At 64.2% G+C, this 16,563-nt stretch carries 15 protein-coding genes; 6 read left to right on the top strand and 9 right to left on the bottom strand.

Features of this window, described 5'->3' with window-relative positions; translation table 11 throughout:
- Positions 1-8: 8 nt before the first annotated feature.
- Complete coding sequence (locus P9272_RS17640) at positions 9-1,298, bottom strand: RsmB/NOP family class I SAM-dependent RNA methyltransferase (protein ID WP_278161495.1); 1,290 nt, start codon at positions 1,296-1,298, stop codon at positions 9-11.
- A 332-nt stretch (positions 1,299-1,630) separates the two neighbouring features.
- Here P9272_RS17640 and P9272_RS17635 point away from each other — a divergent pair, with 332 nt between their 5' ends.
- Positions 1,631-2,308 carry an MIP family channel protein gene (locus P9272_RS17635; RefSeq protein WP_278161494.1) on the top strand — a complete coding sequence of 226 codons (678 nt, stop codon included), beginning with the start codon at positions 1,631-1,633 and terminating at the stop codon, positions 2,306-2,308.
- 126 nt (positions 2,309-2,434) lie between these two features.
- Here P9272_RS17635 and katG read toward each other — a convergent pair whose 3' ends face one another.
- A complete protein-coding gene (katG, locus tag P9272_RS17630; RefSeq protein ID WP_278161493.1) occupies positions 2,435-4,642 on the bottom strand; it encodes a catalase/peroxidase HPI in 2,208 nt (735 codons plus the stop codon).
- A 173-nt stretch (positions 4,643-4,815) separates the two neighbouring features.
- On the opposite strand from katG, the gene P9272_RS17625 reads away from it, so the two are divergent.
- On the top strand, positions 4,816-5,724 hold the full coding sequence (locus tag P9272_RS17625) for a hydrogen peroxide-inducible genes activator (protein WP_278161492.1): 909 nt from the start codon (positions 4,816-4,818) through the stop codon (positions 5,722-5,724).
- Between the two features lie 143 nt (positions 5,725-5,867).
- Here P9272_RS17625 and P9272_RS17620 read toward each other — a convergent pair whose 3' ends face one another.
- Positions 5,868-7,202 (bottom strand): ferric reductase-like transmembrane domain-containing protein, encoded by a 1,335-nt coding sequence (locus P9272_RS17620; RefSeq protein ID WP_278161491.1) that lies wholly within the window; start codon positions 7,200-7,202, stop codon positions 5,868-5,870.
- 54 nt (positions 7,203-7,256) lie between these two features.
- Here P9272_RS17620 and P9272_RS17615 point away from each other — a divergent pair, with 54 nt between their 5' ends.
- Positions 7,257-7,478: a hypothetical protein gene (locus P9272_RS17615; protein ID WP_278161490.1), complete on the top strand. Its 222-nt coding sequence runs from the start codon at positions 7,257-7,259 to the stop codon at positions 7,476-7,478.
- Between the two features lie 95 nt (positions 7,479-7,573).
- Here P9272_RS17615 and P9272_RS17610 read toward each other — a convergent pair whose 3' ends face one another.
- The 5 genes from P9272_RS17610 to hisS form a co-directional block, all read right to left on the bottom strand.
- Entirely contained in the window at positions 7,574-8,197 is a 624-nt protein-coding gene (locus P9272_RS17610; RefSeq protein ID WP_278161489.1) for a poly-gamma-glutamate hydrolase family protein, read from the bottom strand.
- 10 nt (positions 8,198-8,207) lie between these two features.
- Complete coding sequence (locus P9272_RS17605) at positions 8,208-9,974, bottom strand: AMP-binding protein (protein WP_278161488.1); 1,767 nt, start codon at positions 9,972-9,974, stop codon at positions 8,208-8,210.
- 71 nt (positions 9,975-10,045) lie between these two features.
- The gene (gene hisG, locus P9272_RS17600; protein WP_128256731.1) at positions 10,046-10,744 is read right to left on the bottom strand and encodes an ATP phosphoribosyltransferase; all 699 of its coding nucleotides are present in this window, start codon (positions 10,742-10,744) and stop codon (positions 10,046-10,048) included.
- Complete coding sequence (locus P9272_RS17595; protein ID WP_278161487.1) at positions 10,741-11,859, bottom strand: ATP phosphoribosyltransferase regulatory subunit; 1,119 nt, start codon at positions 11,857-11,859, stop codon at positions 10,741-10,743. Before P9272_RS17595 ends, hisG begins: the two co-directional genes overlap by 4 nt.
- A 178-nt stretch (positions 11,860-12,037) precedes the next feature.
- Positions 12,038-13,543: a histidine--tRNA ligase gene (gene hisS, locus P9272_RS17590; RefSeq protein ID WP_278161486.1), complete on the bottom strand. Its 1,506-nt coding sequence runs from the start codon at positions 13,541-13,543 to the stop codon at positions 12,038-12,040.
- Positions 13,544-14,009: 466 nt separating this feature from the next.
- Here hisS and P9272_RS17585 point away from each other — a divergent pair, with 466 nt between their 5' ends.
- Both P9272_RS17585 and P9272_RS17580 read left to right on the top strand, forming a co-directional pair.
- Positions 14,010-14,246: a hypothetical protein gene (locus P9272_RS17585; RefSeq protein ID WP_278161485.1), complete on the top strand. Its 237-nt coding sequence runs from the start codon at positions 14,010-14,012 to the stop codon at positions 14,244-14,246.
- A 26-nt stretch (positions 14,247-14,272) separates the two neighbouring features.
- Positions 14,273-14,656, top strand: a complete 384-nt coding sequence (locus P9272_RS17580) for a hypothetical protein (RefSeq protein WP_278161484.1) — start codon at positions 14,273-14,275, stop codon at positions 14,654-14,656.
- A 43-nt stretch (positions 14,657-14,699) separates the two neighbouring features.
- On the opposite strand, the gene P9272_RS17575 is transcribed toward P9272_RS17580, so the two are convergent.
- Complete coding sequence (locus P9272_RS17575; RefSeq protein WP_278161483.1) at positions 14,700-15,335, bottom strand: DNA-3-methyladenine glycosylase I; 636 nt, start codon at positions 15,333-15,335, stop codon at positions 14,700-14,702.
- A 212-nt stretch (positions 15,336-15,547) separates the two neighbouring features.
- Between P9272_RS17575 and P9272_RS17570 the strand changes: the two genes are divergently transcribed.
- Positions 15,548-16,288, top strand: a complete 741-nt coding sequence (locus P9272_RS17570; protein ID WP_278161482.1) for a L,D-transpeptidase — start codon at positions 15,548-15,550, stop codon at positions 16,286-16,288.
- Positions 16,289-16,563: the final 275 nt, after the last annotated feature.

The following is a 16,563-nucleotide window of genomic DNA, read 5'->3' as shown; positions in this document are numbered from 1 at the left end:
CGTCAAGGTCAAGCAGCCCTGCGCAAGGCGTGGAAAAAAAACCCGTCAGTGCCACTCAGCGCCGGCGACAGCGAGATACCACCGTTGTCGGCAATGCGCGCGGCTCCTCCATGGCCGGGGAAGCGGCTGTCCCAGAGCTGGCGATGATCGACGGGCGCAAAGCGTTCATGGCGTTCGCGGAACGCCGCGACCTGCTCGCCGTTCTCGGCGTCGAACACCGAGCAGGTGACGTAGACCAGCAAGCCTCCCGGCTTGACGAAGGTCTGGGCTGTGTCGAGGATCGCCTGCTGCTCTGCCTTGCGGGCATCGAGCTGCCGCTCGGTCAATCGCCATTTGGCGTCCGGGCGGCGACGCCAGGTGCCGCTGCCGGTGCAGGGCGCGTCGATGAGGACGAGGTCCATATGACCTGAAAGGGGCGCAAGCTCCGCCGGCTTGCTGACGACCTGGACGTTGCGGTTGTGCGAGCGGCGGATGCGCTCGAAAATCGGCGCCAGCCGCACCTTCTCCGCGTCATGGGCAAAGAGCTGGCCGCGATTGTCCATCTCGGCCGACAGCGCCAGCGTCTTGCCGCCGGCCCCGGCGCAATAGTCGAGCACCTGCATGCCGGGCTCGGCGCCCGCAAGTGCGGCGGCAAGCTGCGAGCCCTCGTCCTGCACTTCGAACCAGCCTTTCTGGAAGGCGGGCTCGGCCTGGACGTTCGGGTGCCTGCCGTCGCCATCGATGGGCGGGATGCGGATGCCGTTCGGCGCGATCGCCGCGGGCGCCGCGCCGGTGCCCCGCAGCTCGGCCAGCACCTTGGCGCGATCGGCCTGGAGCGTATTGACCCTGAGATCCAGCGGAGGGCGCTGCGCCAGGGCGGCGCCTTCCTCGACCCATGCGTCGCCATAGGCTTGTTCGAGCAGCGGCGCGCACCAGTCCGGGACATCCGCCCGCACGACCTCCGGCGCATCGGCAAGCCTGCGCTCGGCCGCGACCTTCAACTCGGCGGCGCTGAGCAGCGGCGGTGCGAACTTGTCGCCCTCCAGCACATCGTTGAGCGATTGCGCCGTCTGCCCCCATTCCAAGAGAAGCGCGCCGAAGCCGATGGCGCGCGGCGTGTCCTCGTCGAACAGCCAGCCGGCAGAGCGTTTGCGACGCAGCGCGTCATAGACGATGTTGCCGATCGCCGCGCGATCGCCGCCGCCGGCGAAGCGATGCGACAGGCCCCAGTCGCGCAGAGCGTCGGCCACCGGCCGGTGGCGCCGGCCGATATCTTCAAGAACCTCTATGGCCGCCGCCAGCCTTCCGCCCAATCGCATCCCGGTTTCCGTAGCTCCTGCAAATCGGTTCCAGCCGCTCTTAAAGCCTTTCAGGCCAGGATTGAAACAATTCTATTCGGCTTGCTGGTGAAACGGGGTTTCAGCGCCACGCAGTTTCCCCAAACAGTTTTTCGATCGCAAGCGGCGCCGCAGGAAAAATAAGAACAATCAACCGGAATATCAAATATCTCTAATGTATTTATCCGACATACACAAGCAAGCCTGCCGGCTTAACCAGTCGGCTTTCCAAGTTTTACCGGCAGGAATACTCTTTCGCCAGCGATTCGCGGCGTGACAAGCGCGGTTCAAGCGGATCCTACGAGGAGAGGGCAATGAAGACTTATCTGGCAGAAGTTCTCGGCACGTTTTTGTTGGTGTTCATCGGCACGGCCTCCGTGGTCACGGGCGGTTTCGGCGGCGCGCTGCCGCTCGGACAGGAAGGCATCGGCCTGGCGTTCGGCGTCGGCCTGATCGCCGCGGCCTATGCGATCGGCCCGATCTCGGGGGCGCATCTCAATCCGGCGGTGACGCTCGGCGTGTTCCTGGCGGGGCGGATGCCGGCCAAGGACGTCGTTCCCTACTGGATCGCGCAGATCATCGGCGCCATAATCGCCTCGCTAGCGCTGTGGATCATCGTTTCCGGTCAGGCCGGCGGCCACTCGGGCGGCTTCGGCGCCAATGGCTGGGACGAGGCGAAATGGGGCATGAGCTCGGCCTTCCTGTGGGAGCTGATCGGCACCTTCACCTTCGTCACAGTGATCCTCGGCGTCACCAACGCCAAGCACACCACCGCCTTCGCCGGGCTGGTCATCGGCCTGACGCTGGCAGGCATCCATTTCGCCATGATCCCGGTGACCGGCACCTCGGTCAATCCGGCGCGCTCGATCGGGCCGGCGCTGTTTTCGGGGGGTGCCGCGCTCAGCCAGCTCTGGCTGTTCATCATCGCGCCGCTGATCGGCGGAGCGATCGCCGGCGTCGTCGCCAAGGCCGGCATCTTCGAAAAAGACTGATCCGTCTTTTTCGTTTAAAGCAATTCCGGACGGAAAGCCGCAGAACACTTTTCCTGGAATTGCTTCGGTCGAACAAAACCAAAAGGCGCGGGCATGACCCGCGCCTTTTTCATGGGAGGTACGATCTTACTTCGCGATGTCGAAGCGGTCGGCGTTCATCACCTTCGTCCAGGCGTTGACGAAGTCCTTGACGAATTTCGCCTTGGCGTCGCTTGAACCATAAACCTCGGAGAGCGCGCGCAGCTGCGCATGCGAGCCGAAGATCAGGTCGGCGCGGGTGCCGGTCCATTTCACCTCTCTGGTCTTGCGGTCCCGCGCTTCGTAAACCTCATCCGAACCGGGCTGTGAGCCCGCCGCCGGCTCCCAAACAGTGGCCATCGATAGCAGGTTGACGAAGAAGTCGTTGGTGAGCTGACCCGGCCTGTCGGTGAAGACGCCGTGCTTCGATCCGCCGGCATTGGCGCCGAGCACGCGCAGGCCGCCGACGAGCACCGTCATCTCCGGCGCCGTCAGCGTCAGCAACTGGGCGCGGTCGACCAGCATCGCCTCAACCGACATCGGCAGTCTGCCCCGTGCATAGTTGCGGAAGCCGTCGACGGTCGGCTCGAGCGGGGCGAAGGAGTGGACATCCGTCTGCTCCTGCGAAGAATCCATGCGGCCGGGCGTGAAGGGCACCTTCACCTCGTTGCCGCCATCCTTCGCCGCCTTCTCGACCGCGGCGGCGCCGCCAAGCACGATGAGGTCGGCAAGCGAGACCTTCTTCTCGCCGGTCTGGGCTGCGTTGAACTCCTTTTGGATGGCTTCCAGCTTGCCGAGCACCTTGGCGAGCTGAACCGGCTCGTTGACTTCCCAGTCCTTCTGCGGCGCCAGACGAATGCGGGCGCCATTGGCGCCGCCGCGCTTGTCGGAGCCGCGGAAGGTCGAGGCCGAGGCCCAAGCGGTCGAGACCAGCTCGGAAACCGAGACGCCGGAGGCCAGGATCTTTGCCTTTAGCGATGCGATGTCGGCTTCACTCACCAGTTCGTGGTCGATGGCCGGGATCGGATCCTGCCAGATCAGCTCTTCCTTCGGCACGAGCGGGCCGAGATAGCGCACGACTGGACCCATGTCGCGGTGGGTGAGCTTGAACCAGGCGCGGGCGAAGGCATCGGCGAACTGTTCCGGATGCTCATGGAAGCGGCGCGAGATCTTCTCATAGGCCGGATCGAAACGCAGCGCGAGGTCAGTGGTTAGCATGGCCGGCGCGTGGCGCTTCGAGGGATTGTGCGCGTCCGGGACCGTGCCCGCGCCGGCGCCGCCCCTCGGCGTCCACTGGTGGGCGCCGGCCGGGCTCTTCGTCAGCTCCCATTCATAGTTGAAGAGGTTGTCGAAGAAATTGTTGCTCCATTTGGTCGGCGTCGTCGTCCAGGTGACCTCGAGACCCGAGGTGATCGCGTCGCCGGCGATGCCGGAGGCATATTTGCTCGACCAGCCGAGGCCCTGCGCCTCGATGCCGGCGCCTTCCGGTTCCGCGCCTACCAGCGAGGCGTCACCCGCGCCATGGGTCTTGCCGAAAGTGTGGCCGCCGGCGATCAGCGCGACGGTCTCCTCATCGTTCATCGCCATGCGGCCGAAGGTCTCGCGAATGTCGCGCGCAGCAGCGACCGGGTCCGGCTTGCCGTTCGGGCCTTCCGGGTTGACGTAGATGAGGCCCATCTGCACGGCGCCGAGATGGCCGCGAAGCTCACGATCGCCCGAATAGCGCTCGTCGCCGAGCCACTTTGCTTCGGAGCCCCAGTCCACGTCCTGCTCCGGCTCCCACACATCAGCGCGGCCGCCAGCGAAGCCGAAGGTCTTGAAGCCCATCGATTCCAGCGCGACGTTGCCGGTGAGGATCAGAAGGTCGGCCCAGGAGATCTTGCGGCCGTATTTCTGCTTGACCGGCCATAGCAGCCGGCGCGCCTTGTCGAGATTGGCGTTGTCCGGCCAGCTGTTCAGCGGCGCGAAGCGCTGCTGACCGGAACCGGCGCCGCCGCGGCCGTCGCCGACGCGATAGGTGCCGGCGCTGTGCCAGGCCATGCGGATGAAGAGCGGCCCATAATGGCCGAAGTCGGCCGGCCACCAGTCCTGCGAATCCGTCATGACCTTGTTCAGGTCTGCGATCACCGCGTCGAGGTCGAGGGTCGCGAACTCCTTGGCGTAGTCGAAGTCTTCACCCATCGGGTCCGACAGGTTCGACTGCTGGTGGAGAACGGAAAGGTCGAGCTGGTTCGGCCACCAGTCGCGGTTGGTCCGTGCGGATCCATGCGCCACCGGGCATTTGCCAGCGCTGTTGTCGTCGGTTTTCGCATCCATCTTGGGTCTCCCGATTCTGCCGAGGTTTTGCCGTGGTTGAATTTTGCCGAGGTTGATTTCCCGGGATTTCCGGGGGCAGCCGCTGGCCGCACCAACCTGGAATGATTCCAGACTAGGCCGACCGGCCGATAAAGACAAATTGCCTTTCCTGTTTCATTTGATAGGATTTTCTTATGATTGGCCTCACCGTCCGGCAGATGCAATATTTCGACGCGCTGGCGCAGACGCTGCATTTCGGCCGCGCGGCGAAACTTGCCGGCGTCAGCCAGCCGGCGCTTTCCGCACAGATCGCCGAGATGGAAGAGCGGCTCAACTGCCTGTTGTTCGAGCGCGGCGGCAAGACGGTGCGCATGACCGACGAAGCGCTTGCCCTGCGGCCGCGTATCGAACGCATTCTGGCCGACATACGTGACGTCGAGACGACTGCCCGGCGCGGTCGTCCGACCATGGAAGGGCGCTTCCGGCTGGGCATCATCCCGACGGTAGCACCCTATCTCCTGCCGCACGTGCTGCCGGAGTTGAAGAAGCACTACCCTTCCCTCCAGCTCGAATTGCGCGAGGCGGTAACCGCGTCCCTGATCGAGGACGCGACGTCAGGCCGGCTCGACGCCTTCATCGCGGCCTTGCCGCTCGATCAGCCGACGATCGTCACCGAAGGCCTTTTTCCCGACCGCTTCTTCCTCGCCGTTCCCGCCGGCGATCCAGCCTTCGCCTCGCCGCCGGTGCCGCCCGAAAGCCCGGCGCTGGAGCGCCTGATGCTGCTCGAGGAAGGCCACTGCCTGCGCGAACAGGCTCTGGCCGTCTGCGGCAATGTGCGACCCGTGGCGATGGCAAGCTATGGCGCGACGAGTCTAACGACGCTCTTGCAGATGGTGGCGCATGGGCTCGGCGTGACGCTAGTGCCGGAAATGGCGGCAAGTGCCGCTGGTGTCATGCCGGATCTGAGGATCGTGCCGTTCCAGGAGCCAATGCCGCAACGCATGATCTGCATGGCTTGGCGGAGGAACAAGGTGCGCCAGGACGAGTGCGTGGAACTTGCGAGGATCATACGAGCGTTGGACCACGCGGTGCTGGCGGCATGAGTCAGGCTGGAACACGCCGCGGAACCCCCATGTGCCCGCGATTCGGGAAACAAGCAGCGTCACGCAATCAGGCCGGCGCACCGATATTGGCGGGACCGACTGCCCAGTGGGTCCGTGATGGTCTTTGCCGTACGTGGCTACCTCTATCTCATCGCGAACAGTTCCTGGTGAAAACGCTCATCCACGGGCAATCCTTGCGCCGCGAAATCCTTGCGCAGCACTTCACCGAAACCTGCCGGACCGCAGAACCAGATGCTGGCCATGCGCCATTCCGGCACTTCGGCACGGATGCGGTCACCGGTCAGGCGCCCATCGCGAGCGTCTACAAAGACATGCAGGCGGATATTCGCGGCCTCGGCGTCCGCCTTCAGCTTGGCAATCGCTTTCTCATCATAGTCCGCTGTCGTATGAAACAGGTCGACCGCCGGCAATAATTGCTCCCGCTTTGCCTGCCGCTCCAGCGCAATATGCTTCATGCCGGCAATAAAGGGTGTGATGCCGATGCCGCCGCCGATCCAGATTTGCCGGGGCTGACCGTTCTCGAAGTCGAAACAGCCATATGGCCCCTCGATCCTCACATGTTGTCCGACGCTCAGGTTCTGGCGCAGCCGGCTGGTGTGATCTCCCAATTCCTTGGTGACAAACGTGATCTTGCGATCTCCGTCGTTCCAGCCGGAGGCGATTGTGTAGGGGTGCGCACCTTCAGAGCTGTCCGATGTCGCGAAGGCGAACTGCCCCGGCTTGTGACCCGGCCACCCCTGCGGCACCTCGATCTCGGTCTCGAGGACTCGCACGCCGGGATAATAATGAAGCGAGATGATCGTGCCCTGCACTTCCCGCCCTGCGCCAACGCGGCGGAGCAGCACGATCGCCGCCCCATAAGTACCCGCCGCCAGGAGCACCGCCAGAACCACGCCGATCGGCGAAGTCCAATAGTTGAACTGGGTCAGCACGACAGCGTGAAAGACCAGCACGAGATAAGCGACGGCGAGAAGGCGATGCGTCTTATAGAAAAGCCGGTAGGGAAAATACCTGACCAACGCCAATGCGATCAGCAGCACAGCAGCATAGAAGGCCCATTCGCCCACCCCTTCCGCCGAACCGCGCAAGCTCATGAAGAACACCTCGACCGGGTTTTCCACCGCAGGACGCTCGAGCAAGTCCCATCCCACCCCCCATTTCGGTGCTTGGCTCCAAAGCCAATGAGCCACGGAGACGACCAGGGCCGTGATGCCGAGCCACTTGTGCAACCGGTACATCTTGTCCAACCCGCCGAACCAGCGTTCCGGCCAGCGCGGCCGCAGCGCCAGGATCATCGCGACGCTCATCACGCCTATGGCTACGACACCGCTGCACTGGACCATCGCATCGCGCAGGGCCATGAAGCCTTCCGGCTGCAGTGCCGAAGGCTCGGCCGCCAGCCACAGGATGCTCAGCAGGGCGAGCAGCCCCCAGAATGCGATCTTGATGTGACGCATGGTCTTCCCTGCAAGGTCAGGCCTTGTGTCCAGCGCAGCGCAGCGCGGGCGTCATTGACATCGATCAAGCGCCGCCAAGATTTGGGCCGCGGCGCTCCGCGATTTGAGGCGAGCAGAACGGAGGCGGCCACCCTGGCGCCAGATCGCACCGCGGGCAGGCGCCTCGGCATGGTCGAGCACCACGAAATGGTGACGATCATGATCGCGCTGGACAGCACACCAACGAGCATCCTGGCGTTCAGCGCGCCTTCGTCAACCGAAAGGCCGCTGGCCTGACCGCGACAGTCATCGCCAGCGCGGCCAGCGGCATCGTATGGGACGTCGCCGACCGGGCATACCAATCATTCAAGCCCCTAGTCTAGGCGCATCGTTCAAAACATGATTGGGGACCGGGCACCGTTTCTGGCGTCGAATGAGTCGATGGCCTTGCGAACCGCCCCGCAGAATCTTTCCAGAAGGTCCAGCTCGTTCCCCAGCCGGCGGCGCAGCGAGAAGGGCACTTCCAGCTGCGCGCCTTTCCCCGTCAATCCGCGATTGACGATGTTCGAATCCTGGATGCCCGGAAAGGGGTGATTGTCCTTTTGCGTCTGGAAGTCGGCCTCATGCAGACACCAGGCTATTTCCGAAACCAACGCGGCGTCCTTGCCGCCCAGATAAACCGTCGAGAGATCGTCGCGATCCTGGCGACCGTGGACGGCGACGACGGTGGACTTCGTCCGCAACAGGTCCAGCGCGGTTGCCTCGTCGAAGTTCCTGGACGTTATGTGCAGCTCCCGGTTGCTTTCCGGCATCAACCCTTCAAAGCAATACATATCGAGATCGCAGCCTGCTATCGTCTCGGTGATCAGGGAGGTGCGGGGCTCTATCTTGCCGCCATGCGGGGCCATGACGATCGCACCGCCGGTTCGCGCTCCGCGCCGGACGACGATGCGATAATCTATGTTCTCGATCTTGACGGCTTTCAGCGCCGCGAAATTGGGAAACTCGTTGTCCATAAATGCCGTTTCACGCCGTCTTCTGCGCCACCAACCCTAACTCCTGCACCATCGCCTCGCGCATCAGGAATTTCTGCGGCTTGCCGGTCACCGTCATCGGCAGTTCGGTGCGGAAGCGGATGTGGCGCGGCACCTTGTAGTGCGCGATCTGGCCGGCGCAGAAGGCCTTGATTTCCTCGACGGTCGCGATTTGGCCGGGCTTCAGCACGATCCAGGCGCAGAGTTCCTCGCCATATTTGTCGTCCGGGATACCGAAGACCTGCACTTCCTTGATTTTCGGATGGCGATAGAGGAACTCCTCGACCTCGCGCGGATAGACATTCTCGCCGCCGCGGATGACCATGTCCTTCACCCGGCCGACGATGTTGCAATAGCCTTCGGCGTCGATGGTGGCGAGGTCGCCGGTGTGCATCCAGCCATCGCTGTCGATCGCCTCGCGGGTTTTTTCGGCGTCGTCCCAATAACCCTTCATCACCGAATAGCCGCGCGTGCAGAGCTCGCCAGGTTCCCCGACCGCGACTGTTGTACCATCGGCGCCGATCGCCTTCACCTCGACATGCGGGTGGACGCGGCCGACCGTGGAGACACGCTTTTCCAGCGGGTCGTTCACGCTGCTTTGGAACGAAACCGGGCTGGTCTCGGTCATGCCATAGGCGATGGTCACCTCAGACATGTGCATGAGCGAAACCACCTTCTTCATCACCTCGATCGGGCATGGCGAGCCGGCCATGATACCGGTGCGCAGGCTGGAGAGGTCGAAGCCAGCAAAATCCGCATGGTCGAGCATGGCGACGAACATGGTCGGCACGCCATAGATGCCCGTGCAGCGCTCCTGCGCGACCGCCTTCAGGGTCGCGCCGGCATCGAAGCCCTCGCCCGGGAAAACCATGGTCGCGCCCTTCGATACGCAGCCCATCGTACCCATCGACATGCCGAAGCAATGGTAGAGCGGCACCGGGATGCAGAGCCGGTCATCGACGGTGAGTTTTATGGCCGAGGTGACGAAATTGCCGTTGTTGACGATGTTAGCGTGGGTCAGCGTCGCGCCCTTCGGCGCCCCGGTCGTTCCGGAGGTGAACTGGATGTTGATGGCATCTGCGGGCTTCAGGCTCTCCGAGATGCGGTCGAGACTGTCGTGCTCGTCGCGGCCGGCCATGGCCAAGACATCTCCGAAGTTGAACATGCCAGGCGAGTTGTCGTCGCCCATGCGAATGACGGTCTTCAGCGCCGGCAGCTTTTTTGCTTTGAGCTTGCCGGGCTCCGCCCTAGCGATCTCCGGGGCGAGCGTTTCGATCATGCCGAGATAGTCGGACGTCTTGAACTGGGCAGCCGTGACCAGCGCCTTGCAGCCGACCTTGTTAATCGCATATTCCAGCTCGGTCAGCCGATAGGCGGGGTTGATGTTGACCAGGATAAGGCCGATGCGCGCGGTGGCGTACTGCGTCACCAGCCATTCCCAGCGGTTCGGCGACCAGATGCCGACGCGGTCGCCCTTTTCCAGGCCGAGAGCCAGGAAACCGGCGGCCAGGGCGTCGACCGCATCCGAGAGCTCGCTCCAGGTGAAGCGCTTGTCCTGACCAACGAAGACGGCGGCGTCGAGCGTGGCGTATTTGCTCACCGTATCGGAGAACAGCTCCGGAATGGTCTTGTCGAGCAAAGGCACCGAGCGATCGCCCGAGACATGCGCCCTGCCGCCGGCCGGAGCAACGAAGGCGTGGCCGGCGCCGCGCGCACGCAGACTGCTGGCGTTCATGAGCTCGTCGAGTTTGATCGCCATCGCCGTTTCCTCCCGGGACGATTGAGCCTATCAGCCCGCAGGGATGGTGGAAACCCGCCGAAGGTAGGGGATCAGGCGACCAGCGCGGCCATCTTCGCGGCAATGTCGCGCAACCGCGCTTCGTCCTCCGCCCCACGAACCTTCTTCGAAGCGACCAGACAGGCCTGCGACTTGAGGATCACCCCGTCGCCTAGCACCTTCAGGTGGTTGGCGCGCAAGGTAGACCCGGTGGTGGTGATGTCGACAATGACGTCCGCCAGGCCGGCTGCCGGGGCGCCTTCGGTGGCGCCGAGGCTTTCGACGATGCGGTAGACTTGGATGCCGTGCTTGAGCGAAAAGAACTGCTGCGTCAGCCGCCAGTATTTGGTGGCGATCCGCAGCCGCCTGCCGTGGCGCTGGCGGAAATCGGCGGCGACATCGTCAAGATCGGCCATATTGTCGACATCGAGCCAGATATCCGGAACCGCGACGACGACATCGGCATGACCGAAGCCGAGGCGGGCGACGATCTCGGCGCGCGCCTCCCAATCGGCCAGGTTCTCGCGCAGCAGATCCTCGCCGGTGATGCCGAGATCAATAGCGCCCTGCCCGATCTCGCCGGCAATTTCTGACGCAGACAGGAAGGCCACTTCGACATTGTCGAGGCCATCGATGCGGGCGCGGTATTTGCGGTCGTCCTCCGGCAAGGTGACGGCCAGGCCGGCCTTGGCCAGCACTTCGAGAGACTGTTCCTTGAGACGGCCCTTCGACGGGATCGCCAGCGTGATCATTGCGCCGCCTCCCGCAAAGCTTCGATCCTGTCGAGCCAGACCGAGAAGCCGACGCCAGGGATCGGCTTCTTGGCGCCAAGCAGTGTGAGCAGCCGGTCGTAGCGGCCCCCGCCGACAAGCGGGCGATCGCCTCCGTGGACAGCGATCTCGAAGACGAGGCCGGTATAATAGTCGAGCGGACGGCCGAAGGCGGCGTCGTAACGGATCTGCGCCGAGGACAGGCCATGCGCCTCGATCGCCTTGGCGCGGGCAGCGAAATTTTCCAGCGCCGGTCCCAGCGACAGGCCGGCATCGGCGGCGAATTTTTCCAGCGCCGCGGTCGCATCGCTGAGCGCGACGTCGATATCGAGGAAACCCTTCAGGGCTGAGAAGGCGTCATCGGAGAGCCGCACGGAGCGCAACTGTGCTTTCTCGATCAGCCTGCGCGCAATGTCGGCCGGCGAGCGCCCGCCGGAAGCCGACAGCCCTGCCTCCTCCATGCCTTCAGCAATGTGCGCGGCGAGGCCTTCCGCATCACCGTCGAGCACCAGCAAGGCGACGGGACCGGACAGCTGGCTGTTGCGCGGCGGGTTGGCGAGATCGGCAAGGGCTGCTTCTAGCATCGGCGCCGAGCCAAAGGCGCGGGCAAGGCGCATGCGCCAGCCGCGCGGCAGGCCAAGCGCCGCCAGCACGGCCTCGAACAAAGTCTGGTCGCCAAGCGTGATGGCGAGGCGCTGTCCAGGCAGCACCAGCGACAGCAGCGCATGCGCGTCGGCCAGCGAGCGGGCATCGGCGGCGGCGATATCACTGTCACCGAGATCCTCGATGCCGGCCTGGAAGAACTCGTTGCCGCCGTCGCGGCGCTGGCGAAACACCTCGCCGAGATAAGAGTAGCGGCGCGGCGTGCCGGCCTGGCTGGCGATATGGTCGAGGCAGACCGGAATGGTGAATTCGGGCCTGAGGCACAGCGTCTTGCCGCTCTCGCTCTCGGTCAGGAAGATGCGCCGACGCAGATCTTCGCCGGCCATGTCGAGGAACGGATCGGCGGGCTGCAGCACGGCGACCTCGACGGCGCGCGTGTCGCGGGTGGCGAAGAGTTTCGCGATGTCGGCGGCGATGGCGGGGCGGGAGGTCATGGATAAGTTGGGCGCGAGGCCCCCCTCTCTGTCCTGCCGGCCATCTCCCCCTCAAGGGGGCAGATCGGCAGTTCGGGCGCCGCGCCTCCTCCTGCAACGGCGAAAATTGGCGAAAGCATGCGCGACATCCAATCTCCCCCCTTGAGGGGGAGATGGCCGGCAGGCCAGAGAGGGGGGCTCAAACGCCACCCTTCGCGCGGTCAGCGGCGTGCGCCGCCAGGATCTTCTTCACCTCGCCAACCAGATCGCCTTCGGCCACCGTCACCTGCGCCGGCCGCGCGGCGCGCCATTCGGCGTTCTCGGTGATTTCCGCCGAAAGGCGCGCGCCCTCGATCAGGTCCTTGATCTGCACCTCGCCCTTGGCGCGCTCGTCGCCGCCCTGGATGATGGCGACCGGGCTGCCGCGGCGGTCGGCATATTTGAGCTGCGCCTTCATGCCGGCGCCGCCGAGATACATTTCGGAGCGGATGCCGGCGGCGCGCAGGTCGGCGACCATCTTCTGGTAGCGGCCGAGGCTTTCGGTGTCCTTGTCCATAACCAGCACCACGACCGGGGCGATGACATCGGAGGTGTCGAGCTTGCCGAGGTTCTTCAGCGCCGTCATCAGCCGAGAGACGCCGATCGAAAAACCGGTCGCCGGCACCAGTTCGCCGCGGAAACGCGAGACCAGCCCGTCATAGCGCCCGCCGCCGCCGACCGAGCCGAAACGCACGATCTGGCCTTCATCATTGGGGATCTCGGCCAGCAACTCCGCCTCGAAGACCGGGCCGGTGTAGTATTCCAGGCCGCGCACGACGGAGCGATCCATCAGGACCCGGTCTTCGCCATAGCCTGCCGCCCTTACCAAAGCCTCGATCGTTGCCAGTTCGCCGACACCTTCTTGATATACGGCGTTGGTGCCGACGCCGGCATCCTGACCGGCCTGTACATTTCTTGCCGTTGCGAGCAAAACCGCTTCGGCCTGCGCATCATTCAATCCGGCGCCCTTCGCGAAGTCGCCCTCGCCTTCCTTGCCGCCGTCCCAGCGTCCGGGACCAAGCAGGAGCCTGACGCCTTCCGGCCCGAGCTTATCGAGCTTGTCGATGGCGCGCAGCACCGTCAGCCGGCGGCCAGCATTGTCGTCGCCGCCGAGGCCGATGGCCTCCAGCACGCCGTCGAGCACCTTGCGGTTGTTGACGCGGATGACATAGTCGCCGCGCTTGATGCCGAGCGCTTCCATGACGTCGGCCATCATCATCGCCATTTCGGCGTCGGCGGCAACGCCCGGCGTGCCAATCGTGTCGGCGTCGAACTGCATGAACTGCCGGAAGCGGCCGGGTCCGGGCTTTTCGTTGCGGAACACCCAGCCGGAGCGATAGCTGCGGTAAGGCTTCGGCAGCTTGTCAAAGTTTTCCGCGACGAAACGCGCCGTTGGCGCGGTGAGGTCATAGCGCAGCGACAGCCACTGATCGTCGTCGTCCTGGAAGGAGAAGACGCCTTCGTTCGGCCGGTCCTGGTCAGGCAGGAATTTGCCCAGAGCATCGGTGTATTCGATCAGCGGCTGGTCGACCGGCTCGAAGCCGTAGAGCTCATAGACCGAGCGGATGGTCGCCATCATCTTCTCGACGGCGCGGATGTCCTCGGCGCTGCGGTCGGCAAAACCGCGCGGCAGCCGCGCTTTCGTCTTTTCGGATTTGTCGGCCATGGGATGAGTACTCGGTGTTTCGTGGCACGCCATGGGTAGGAAATTTCCTACTTCCAGGGCGCGCGTGTCCTAACCGATGCCGATTGGTGCGGCAAGGGTTTGCAGCCTAACTCGCGATCGCCGCGCCGCCCTTATCCGCCTGCCGGCACCTTCTCCCCGTGTAGCGACGGGGAGAAGGAGGAAGTTTCGGCGCAGGCGCTACAGCTCCAACGTTGGCGACTGGCGAAACCCGCGGCGGCAGCGTCCTTCTCCCCGTGACTATATGGGGAGAAGCGGCCGGCAGGGCCTTGAGGGGCAGCGCCGAACGAGCGAAGATTAGCGTCGGTCTTGGTTTCGGTAAATTTGACGTTCCAGCCCTCCTCTCGAAACAAACCACACAAAAAACGAAACAATTCCGCCATCGGCGCGGCATGCTGCCGACACAATCGACGACCATAAAGCGCACCGAAACAAGTGGTTCGGGGCCATGGCGACGGCTAACGATATTATCGACAGCGGCAGATCGACCAGGCTGCGGCCTGCCGGCGGCGTTGCGCCCAAGCCGACACAGCAGCCGGCCGGACCGTTCGACGTTCCGCCGCAGAGCAGCAAGTCTACCGTGGGCGATGCGCTGGTGACAGGCCTGCTGGTTATCTATCCGACTTTCGCGGCTGTGGCTGCGATCATCGCTGGGCTGTTCCTGACCAGCGCCGGCAACCTCTGACTTTAACCAATGGTCATGGGATCATCATGCATCTGCAATGTGCGTGCGCGCTTGCCGGCGCGCTGATGCTTGGCGCCACCGGCGTGGCCAACGCCTGCCAGCCGGGCGATGCGCGCCTTGCCGGCCATTACTACCTGAACGGCGTCATGGAGGTCTGTTCCGAACTGCTGTTGAATAAGGACGGCAGTTTCGAGTTCGCGCTCGCCTATGGCGCCAATGATCAATACGGCAAGGGATGCTGGGTGCGGAAGGGCTCGACCGTCGAGGTCATCCCGGCCGGCCGCAGTTCCGCCTCGACGCATCATACGCCCGACGACCGCGGCTTCAGCGGACTGGTGCTGACGGTGTCTGGCACCAGCCTGGTCTGGAACATCAACGGAAGCGGCCACGAGGGCAGGTTCGAGAAGTAGCGCCTCTGCCCTTTTCCGTATGGGAAAGAAGAAAAAAAGCGCGCTATTTTGGCAGCGTCAGCTTCTTGCGTTCCTTCTCCACCTGCGCCCTGCAATAGCAGCCCTCGAGATGGTCGTTGACCAGGCCCATGGCCTGCATGAAGGCGTAGACCGTCGTGGGGCCGACAAAGCTCCAGCCGCGCTTCTTCAATTCCTTCGATATCCTGACCGACACGGCCGTCGTCGGATTGGCGCGCAGATGCGCCAGGTCGACGATCTCGGGCCTCTCGTCGGGACCTGGCTCGAACTTCCAGAACCATGCGGCAAGCGAGCCGAACTCGTAGACCATCTCGCGGGCGCGTTTGGCGTTGTTGATGGTCGAGACGATCTTGCCGCGATGGCGGATGATCCCCGCATTGCCGAGCAGGCGCTCGACATCCGCGGCGGTGAATTCCGCCACCTTGTCGAAGTCGAAGCCAGCGAAGGCTTCGCGGAAATTCTCGCGCTTGCGCAGTATGGTCAGCCACGACAGGCCCGACTGGAACCCTTCCAGGCAGATCTTCTCGAACAGCCGCCGGTCATCCGTCACCGGGCGGCCCCATTCATGATCGTGGTAATGAAGATAGTCCGGCAGATTGCCGTGCCAGAAGCAGCGTGCCTTTCCGTCGGGGCCTTCGAGAATACCGGCATTTTCGGTCATCGCGTTCAAATCCAATCGTTAATGCGCTTCAGCGCAGCTTTTACCGCGGCTTTACCAGATTCCTGAACCGGCCGGTAACCACACCAAAAGCTTTACTGACAGTTCCGCATTTTACGCATTCCGATTCATGTTTTGCTTGCCGCTGCGCGCCAAGGATCGCGAAACCGAAGGGCCCTCTCCGCCCCGGATGAGTTCGATCAAGGTGCGTTCCGATGAAGACAGCGTTTTGTTCCCTGCTCGGCGCGGCGGTAATCCTTGCCGCCAGCGCCACGACCACCCTTGCCAACGACCGCTACGCCGACATGCCGCCGGTGATGGTGAGCCCCGACCTTTCGGCGCCCTGGGTGCTGCAGCTTGGCCGTGCACCGGGCATCGTGCGCCCGACCCGCCAGGCGACGCAGCCGCCGCTGCAGCGCCTGTTCCAGGCGCAGCCCGACCGGCAGCGCACGGCGGCCGTGCAGCAGTCGGCCAGGCGCATGGTGATGCGGCCGCAGATCAACCCGATCTATCTGCCGCAGGAAGTGGCCTATGACGGCCCAGCGAAACCGGGCACCATCGTCATCGATACCCACCAGAACTTCCTCTATCTGGTCGAGAGGAACGGCAAGGCGCGGCGCTACGGCGTCGGCACCGGCAAGCCCGGCTTCGAATGGTCGGGCACGCACAAAATCACCGACAAGAAGGTGTGGCCGGACTGGCGCCCGCCGGCGGAGATGATCAAGCGCGAGGCGGCTAAGGGCCGTTACCTGCCGACCTATCTGGCCGGCGGCATCGAGAACCCGCTGGGCGCGCGCGCGCTCTATCTCGGCACCACCGAATACCGCATCCACGGCACCAACCAGCCCTGGACGATCGGCGGCGCGGTGTCTTCCGGCTGCATCCGCATGCGCAATGAGGACGTCGTCGACCTTTATGAACGCGTCAATGTCGGGACCACGGTCGAGGTGATATAGTTTCGCGAACCAGCCGGTTAGGCGGCGCAGCACTTTTAGTCCAGCTGTTGCCGCCAAGTCATAGTTCGATCCCGTGGGATGTGCTTAAATCGGTGTCGAAGTTTACGGGGGACGGGCCGTGTGGGGATACGGCCGGTCACGAAAGGGGGGGGGGGGGGGGCGCGCCGGCCCGGGGGGGGGGGGGGGTTTGGTTTGGGGGGGGGGGGGGGGGAGCCCCCCCAACACGCGGCGTAGGGTTTGGGGGGGGTTTTACCGCGCCCCCCAGCGATTTGGCG

The organism is Mesorhizobium sp. WSM4976 (assembly GCF_029625685.1).
Lineage (GTDB): Bacteria > Pseudomonadota > Alphaproteobacteria > Rhizobiales > Rhizobiaceae > Mesorhizobium.
Note: the sequence above shows the minus strand (reverse complement) of the source record. Positions and strands in the feature narration are given on the sequence as shown.

Bases quoted from the DNA above. Each gene is read 5' to 3' on its own strand.
- P9272_RS17595 (WP_278161487.1), bottom strand. From the start codon at position 11,859: ATGACCTCCCGCCCCGCCATCGCCGCCGACATCGCGAAACTCTTCGCC.
- P9272_RS17580 (WP_278161484.1), top strand. From the start codon at position 14,273: ATGCATCTGCAATGTGCGTGCGCGCTTGCCGGCGCGCTGATGCTTGGC.
- P9272_RS17570 (WP_278161482.1), top strand. From the start codon at position 15,548: ATGAAGACAGCGTTTTGTTCCCTGCTCGGCGCGGCGGTAATCCTTGCC.
- hisG (WP_128256731.1), bottom strand. From the start codon at position 10,744: ATGATCACGCTGGCGATCCCGTCGAAGGGCCGTCTCAAGGAACAGTCT.
- P9272_RS17640 (WP_278161495.1), bottom strand. From the start codon at position 1,298: ATGCGATTGGGCGGAAGGCTGGCGGCGGCCATAGAGGTTCTTGAAGAT.
- P9272_RS17585 (WP_278161485.1), top strand. From the start codon at position 14,010: ATGGCGACGGCTAACGATATTATCGACAGCGGCAGATCGACCAGGCTG.
- P9272_RS17635 (WP_278161494.1), top strand. From the start codon at position 1,631: ATGAAGACTTATCTGGCAGAAGTTCTCGGCACGTTTTTGTTGGTGTTC.
- P9272_RS17625 (WP_278161492.1), top strand. From the start codon at position 4,816: ATGATTGGCCTCACCGTCCGGCAGATGCAATATTTCGACGCGCTGGCG.
- P9272_RS17605 (WP_278161488.1), bottom strand. From the start codon at position 9,974: ATGGCGATCAAACTCGACGAGCTCATGAACGCCAGCAGTCTGCGTGCG.
- katG (WP_278161493.1), bottom strand. From the start codon at position 4,642: ATGGATGCGAAAACCGACGACAACAGCGCTGGCAAATGCCCGGTGGCG.
- P9272_RS17620 (WP_278161491.1), bottom strand. From the start codon at position 7,202: ATGCGTCACATCAAGATCGCATTCTGGGGGCTGCTCGCCCTGCTGAGC.
- P9272_RS17575 (WP_278161483.1), bottom strand. From the start codon at position 15,335: ATGACCGAAAATGCCGGTATTCTCGAAGGCCCCGACGGAAAGGCACGC.
- P9272_RS17610 (WP_278161489.1), bottom strand. From the start codon at position 8,197: ATGGACAACGAGTTTCCCAATTTCGCGGCGCTGAAAGCCGTCAAGATC.
- hisS (WP_278161486.1), bottom strand. From the start codon at position 13,543: ATGGCCGACAAATCCGAAAAGACGAAAGCGCGGCTGCCGCGCGGTTTT.